Raw genomic sequence first — 6879 nt, forward strand, 5'->3', positions numbered from 1 at the left:
GTTTCAGATAGGTGAACTGGCAAAACGTTGTGGTGTGACGGCAGATACGCTGCGTTTTTATGAGAAAAACGCGCTGATAAAGCCCGCAGGTCGAAGTGAATCAGGTTATCGTCTCTATAATGAAGAGAATCAAAAGCAGGTACACTTCATCCTTAAAGGTAAAGAGCTGGGCCTGAGCCTGGATGAGATTAAAGAGCTACTAGAAATCAAACTAGAAGCAACAGAACACAGCTGTGCAGAGGTTAAAGCTATTACTTCTGCTAAGTTAGAGCTGATTGATGGAAAAATTAACGAGCTAACGAAAATTCGTCGAGCTTTGAAGAAGATCAATGATGCTTGCTGCGGTCATACGGATGATGATGCCACTCATTGTTCTATCCTTGCAGCACTTGAGTAGTCTCATTTCTGCATCACTTAACTTAAGTTTGCATTTTTGGCGGCTTGCTTTTCTAGGTGCACGCCGTTTTCCCACCTATAATCTCGCCTTTAGTTACCTGTAGGAATTGACCATTGTTTGATTCCTGCCGTAGCGCTGTCTGTAGATACGAGAGTTTTCATACATGGTTGGAGTCTATTTTCAAATCAATGACTGGGTTTTAAGCGTTGATGAAAATAAGCTGTATCGACAAGATAGGGAAGTTACTGTTGAGCCACGCTTAATTAATCTTCTGCATTTCCTAGCGGAGCATGCGAATGAGGTGTTCAATCGTGAGGAATTGATCCAATACGTTTGGGCAGGGGCGATTGTGACCGATCAAGTGGTGACTCAGTCCATTTTTGAGTTGCGTAAATTACTGCGGGACGGTCGGGAAGAAAATACCAGCTACGTCATTACAGTGCCGAAACGTGGTTACAAGCTGGTGGCGAATGTGACCCCAATGACACTCGAGGAATTCCTCGCAAGTCGTCATTGTGATTCAGAAACTCTTCCTCCTATTGTTGAAGAATCAGAAGAAGATACTCTACCTATCGCACCTGCCGTCACCTTTCCTGCTGGCCCTTTGACTCGCGCGGTCTGTGAGATGTCTAAAGAGAAAAAGGCCCCTCAGAAAAAAAATAAAATCAGTCCGTGGCGCCTGGGGATCATGAACTTCATCTGGATCAGTGTCTTGGTTGTGGTGATGGGCGTGTTTACCTACAAGCAATCGGAAGTGCGTATTACTCAAGCCATCGATACTCACCTTATCGAATTCAAGTTTCAAGATAACTTCACGAGCGAAGGGTTAAGCTATGACTTGGCAGACGGGTTTGCCCAAAAGTTGATGTCCGACATTGCTCAAGTGAGCGATTATCGAGTCATGCTAAAGAAGACGTCGTTTACCTCGGGTATTGTGCCGGGCAAATCGGTTGTGGTGCGGGTTCGTGAAAATGATGGTGGTAGCTTTTTAGAGGTGGAATATCGCAATAACTCATCTGAAAAGGTGTTGTTTAGTCGTCAATACGCGTTAACCAGCAGCCATTTAAAGACAGTGCTTCAACAAGCGTCGTTAGACTTGATGCAAGTCCTGAAAGTACCGGATGCCAAGCTGAAATCCACGATGCTGGTGGCGGGAATGCCAATTAACCCAGATGCTTTGGAGCTGTTTGTTCAAGCTAACCATTATCTCAATGTCTCGGATGCCAAGCAGTTTCGCCAAGGCGTCAACTTGATGGAAAACATTTTAGAAATTGAGCCAGATAACGCTTACGTTCAGGCAGAGTTATTAATTGCTTACCACGTGCAGAAGGTGCTCGATTTTTCACAGGAGTTGAAGAAAGGGCGAGTGCAGCAGTTGAGTGACGCACTAGAAACTAACGTAAAAATGATGGTTGGGCCAATTCAACCCCGAATTTATGAAGCTTTAGCCCTGCACGAAACCATTATTGGTGACATGGCTTCAGCCAAGCAGCATCTTGGGCAGGCTTTGAGGTTACGTGATTCGGTGCTTTCTTATGTGATTCGTGGTAAACACGCTGAATTGGATGGTGATCTGGATTTGGCCAGTGAGTCTTACAGCGAAGCTTTCTATATTGATACGTCGGTTGAGACGTACCTGCTGTGCGAAAACTTGGTCTTCCCAAGTAACATGAAGGCGATTGATTACGCCATGTATCGCGCTGTTCACCCTTCTGTCGTTCGAATGCTTTAATTCTCTCGCACTCAACGTCAGTCAAATACTAGCCCCTCATTTCGGTGAGGGGCTTTTTTGTAGCTGTCGAAAAGTGAAAAGGGTGGGCGGTGGGGTAATGACTTACGAAGGAGCCAGTAACGCAAGTTTGCAACGGGAAGACATATCCGGTTTTCTTCTCTATCTCTATCTCTATCTCTATCTCTATCTCTATCTCTATTGATTGTATGGAGTGTCTGGCTGGGTTATTTGGCGAGAATGATTCTGATGCTTTCTTGCAGGCGAGATGAATATTGATGTGGGTCAAAAAGCGCGATCAGGGAGAGGTTTATGAAATCAACAGGTTCAGGGAATCAACCCTTCGGGGCGGGGAAGTTGATAGAGGTTGATAACTTTTGCCGCGATTACCAACGAGTTGATGAGAGTTTATCTATCGGTAGAAGGTTTGATGTTTTCCTTATAACCATATGAATAATATGGTTTTATATTTTTGTGTTCATCATGTTTATCTCAACTTGATGTTGATGAACTAATCATTTTATTGATAACGCCAAGTTTATTTTTTTCCCAGTTTTTGGGCGTAGTCTTCACTTCGAAATTTAGCGAGGTCGAGCAGGTATCTACTTCATAGCATCTCGCTAATAACCGTTCAGTTTGAGTCACGTTGACTTGAGTAGAATAGATTTGGAGATGTTATGTCATCGAATACGAAAAAAATCGGCCTAATTGCCTGTACGGGTGTAGTCGCCGGTAACATGATGGGTAGTGGTATTGCACTGTTACCTTCTAGCCTAGCTTCAGTAGGCTCTGTTTCAATTTTCAGCTGGCTGATCTGTTTGATCGGTGCACTGAGCCTTGCGTTTGTTTACGCTCGTCTGGCAACCAAAAACCCTCAAGAAGGTGGTCCTATCGCTTATGCGGGCGAAGTTTCCCCAGTCTTTGGTTTCCAAACGGGCGTGCTGTATTACCACGCGAACTGGATTGGTAACCTAGCTATTGCTATTACAGGTGTTTCTTACCTTTCAGTATTCTTCCCTGTGCTTAATGACCCAATCCCAGCAGGTATTGCGACGATTGCATCGGTATGGATCTTCACTTTCGTCAACCTACTTGGTGGTAGCTGGGTAAGCCGTCTATGTACGCTTGGTCTTGTTCTAATCCTCATTCCAGTTGTTGGTACAGCGGCGTTTGGTTGGACGCACTTCGACACTGCGCTTTACAGCCAAAACTGGAACGTATCTGCGGGTACGGATAGCCATGCGATTGTGACAGCGGTTCTTATCTGTCTATGGTCATTCGTTGGTGTGGAATCAGCCGCAGTATCAACAGGCATGGTAGAAAACCCTAAACGCACTGTACCGCTAGCAACCATGCTGGGTACTGGTATCGCAGGTGTGATTTATATCCTATCAACTCAAATGATCAGCGGCATGTTCCCTGCTTCTGAAGTTGCGGCATCAGGTGCGCCATTTGCATTGGCAACCACTGAGCTATTCGGTAGCTGGACAGCACCATTCGTATCAGCATTCACAGCGCTAGCATGTTTCACTTCGCTAGGTTCTTGGATGATGCTAGTAGGTGAAGCGGGTAAACGCGCTGCAAGCGATGGTAACTTCCCTAAAATCTACGGTGAAACTGACAAAAACGGTGTGCCTAAGAAAGGTCTAATCCTTGCGTCAATCAAGATGACTGCACTGATGGTTGTACTGATGTTCTTCAGCTCTAAAACAGCACACGCATCAGACCTGTTCAACCAGCTAACAACTGACGCAGTTCTACTAACTATGCTGCCTTACTTCTACTCAAGCATTAACTTGATTCGCTTCGAAGGTATGACAACACGCAACGGCTTCGTAATGCTGTTCTCTGGTGTGGCTTGTCTGTTCTGCTTCATCGCACTAGCGGGTGCAGAGGGCGGTACGCTAACAGCAACCTTCATCGTGTCTCTAGTTATCTTGATGTTCTACAGCAAAAAAGCAGGTCTTGCTCAGTACGTGAAAATGCACGCTGACGACATGCCTGCCCAAGCAAGCAACTAATCCCCAAAACGCTGGCACTACGGTGCCAGCCCATAAAACCCAAATTCACGCGGCGCTCACCTTACTCATTGCCTGTAAATGGCAAAGAGCGCCCTCATTCGCCTTGGAGATGTCCAAATGAATATATTCGCTATCTTGAACCACATGGGTGTGTTCTTTAAAGAAGAGCCAGTTCGTCAACTTCACGCTGCTCTTGAGAAAGCGGGCTACGAAGTGGTTTACCCAGTAGATGATAAAGACTTGATCAAAATGATTGAGATGAACCCACGCATTTGCGGTGTGCTGTTCGACTGGGATAAATACTCACTTGAGCTATGTGAACGTATCAGCCAAATCAACGAAAAACTGCCTGTTCACGCATTTGCTAACGAACAGTCTACTCTAGACATTTCACTAACAGACCTACGTCTAAACGTGAGCTTCTTCGAGTACGCTTTAGGTATGGCTGACGACATCGCTATCAAAATCAACCAAGCGACCGAGGCATACAAAGATGCCATCATGCCTCCATTCACTAAAGCGCTATTCAAATACGTAGAAGAGGGTAAATACACCTTCTGTACTCCAGGTCACATGGGCGGTACTGCATTCCAGAAAAGCCCTGCTGGTAGCATCTTCTATGATTTTTACGGTCCAAACACATTCAAAGCGGACGTATCAATCTCAATGCCTGAGCTAGGTTCTCTACTAGACCACTCAGGTCCACATAAAGATGCAGAAGAATACATCGCACGCACATTCAATGCAGACAGCTCTTACATCGTAACTAACGGTACGTCTACATCGAATAAAATCGTTGGTATGTACTCAGCGCCTGCGGGCAGCACAGTACTGATTGACCGTAACTGTCACAAATCTCTGACTCACCTAATGATGATGAGCGACGTTACTCCAATCTACTTCCGCCCAACTCGTAACGCATACGGCATTCTTGGTGGTATTCCACAAAGTGAATTCAGTCGTGATGTCATCGCAGAGAAAGTGGCGAAAACACCAGGTGCAACAGCACCAACTTACGCAGTAGTGACTAACTCAACTTACGATGGTCTGTTGTACAACACGCAATTCATCAAAGAGTCGTTAGATTGTAAACACATCCACTTCGACAGTGCTTGGGTGCCTTACACTAACTTCAACCCAATTTACGAAGGTAAATGTGGTATGAGTGGTGAAGCGATGCCAGGCAAAGTGTTCTACGAAACACAATCAACACACAAACTGTTGGCAGCGTTCTCACAAGCTTCAATGATTCACGTGAAAGGCGACTTTGATAAAGAATCTTTCAACGAAGCATTCATGATGCACACTTCAACTTCACCTCAGTACGGCATTGTTGCTTCTACTGAAACTGCAGCGGCAATGATGCGCGGCAACACTGGTAAGAAGTTGATGCAAGACTCTATCGATCGCGCAATCCGCTTCCGTAAAGAGATCAAACGTCTAGAAGCAGAAAGCGACAGCTGGTTCTTCGATGTATGGCAACCAGAAAACATCGATACCACAGAATGTTGGAAACTAGACCCTAGCGATACATGGCACGGCTTCAAGAACATGGATGACAACCACATGTATCTTGACCCAATCAAAGTAACGCTACTGACTCCGGGGATGAATAAAGAAGGCGAACTAGAAGAATCAGGTATTCCTGCTTCGCTGGTGGCTAAATTCCTAGACGAGCGCGGCATCGTGGTAGAGAAAACAGGTCCATACAACTTGTTGTTCCTATTCTCAATCGGTATCGACAAATCAAAAGCAATGCAATTGCTACGCGGTCTGACTGAATTTAAACGTGGGTACGACTTGAACCTAACCATCAAGAGCTTCCTACCTTCGCTATATAATGAAGACCCAAGCTTCTATGAAGGCATGCGCGTTCAAGAATTAGCACAAGCAATTCACGACCTAACTAAGAAATACAATCTACCAGAGCTAATGTACAAAGCGTTCGATGTTCTTCCAGAAATGAAAGTAACACCACACGCAGCATGGCAAGAAGAGCTTCGCGGTAACGTAGAAGAAATCAAACTGGAAGAAATGGTTGGTCGCGTAAGTGCGAACATGATCCTTCCTTACCCTCCAGGCGTGCCACTAGTACTTCCTGGTGAAATGGTGACTCAAGAGTCTCGCCCTGTGCTGGACTTCCTCGAGATGCTTTGTGAGATCGGTGCGCATTACCCTGGTTTCGAAACCGACATCCACGGTCTGTACCAACAAAAAGATGGTAGCTACACCGTAAAAGTATTGAAGAACTAAGTTCCTCTCGAAGATGACGCCATTGGGAATGCAAGCATGCTCCACTCTTACGAGCTCAATGTGTCATCGAACAACCACGACATTTAGATATACCCCTAGCTAATCTGTCGTAAAAGAGAAGGGCAAGGATGCTCTGATCTTTTCTTCTATATAGAAGAAGCAATTTCCAAGACTTCACCTGAAGTACCCCAAGTAAAAAGCAAAGACCAAAGAGCAGTTCGTTATCGTTCTGCTCTTTTTTTATCTTTTATACAGCAGGCAGAAAAGAAAAAGCGCGTTGAGCGAATATCATTTGCTTCAATTACATCAAATTTGAAGATCGTAATTCAGGTAGAAACGCCCTTTTTCTTGAGGAAAGATCCTTTTAAATGAGAGAAAATAGCCAAGATCGCTTGGTATACACACAAAGTGATTGCTATTTGTTCGGTTGAAAGTTTTTTTGCAAAAAACGCTTGTACTAATTTCTCAACTCCCTATAC

Annotated in this window: 4 protein-coding genes; all 4 read left to right on the forward strand. The window is 44.9% G+C overall.

Features of this window, described 5'->3' with window-relative positions; translation table 11 throughout:
* Positions 1-397: Zn(2+)-responsive transcriptional regulator (zntR, locus tag CAG69_RS12485; RefSeq protein WP_161444455.1), on the forward strand; the 397-nt coding region annotated here is incomplete at its 5' end.
* Positions 398-560: 163 nt separating this feature from the next.
* Positions 561-2129 (forward strand): lysine decarboxylation/transport transcriptional activator CadC, encoded by a 1569-nt coding sequence (gene cadC / locus CAG69_RS12490; protein WP_161444457.1) that lies wholly within the window; start codon positions 561-563, stop codon positions 2127-2129.
* A 674-nt stretch (positions 2130-2803) separates the two neighbouring features.
* The gene (cadB, locus tag CAG69_RS12495) at positions 2804-4147 is read left to right on the forward strand and encodes a cadaverine/lysine antiporter (RefSeq protein ID WP_053808506.1); all 1344 of its coding nucleotides are present in this window, start codon (positions 2804-2806) and stop codon (positions 4145-4147) included.
* 117 nt (positions 4148-4264) lie between these two features.
* Positions 4265-6400: a lysine decarboxylase CadA gene (locus tag CAG69_RS12500; protein ID WP_005451159.1), complete on the forward strand. Its 2136-nt coding sequence runs from the start codon at positions 4265-4267 to the stop codon at positions 6398-6400.
* The last annotated feature ends 479 nt before the right edge of the window (positions 6401-6879 follow it).

This window comes from Vibrio sp. V43_P6S15P86 (genome assembly GCF_009904725.1).
Classification (GTDB): Bacteria; Pseudomonadota; Gammaproteobacteria; order Enterobacterales; family Vibrionaceae; genus Vibrio; species Vibrio diabolicus.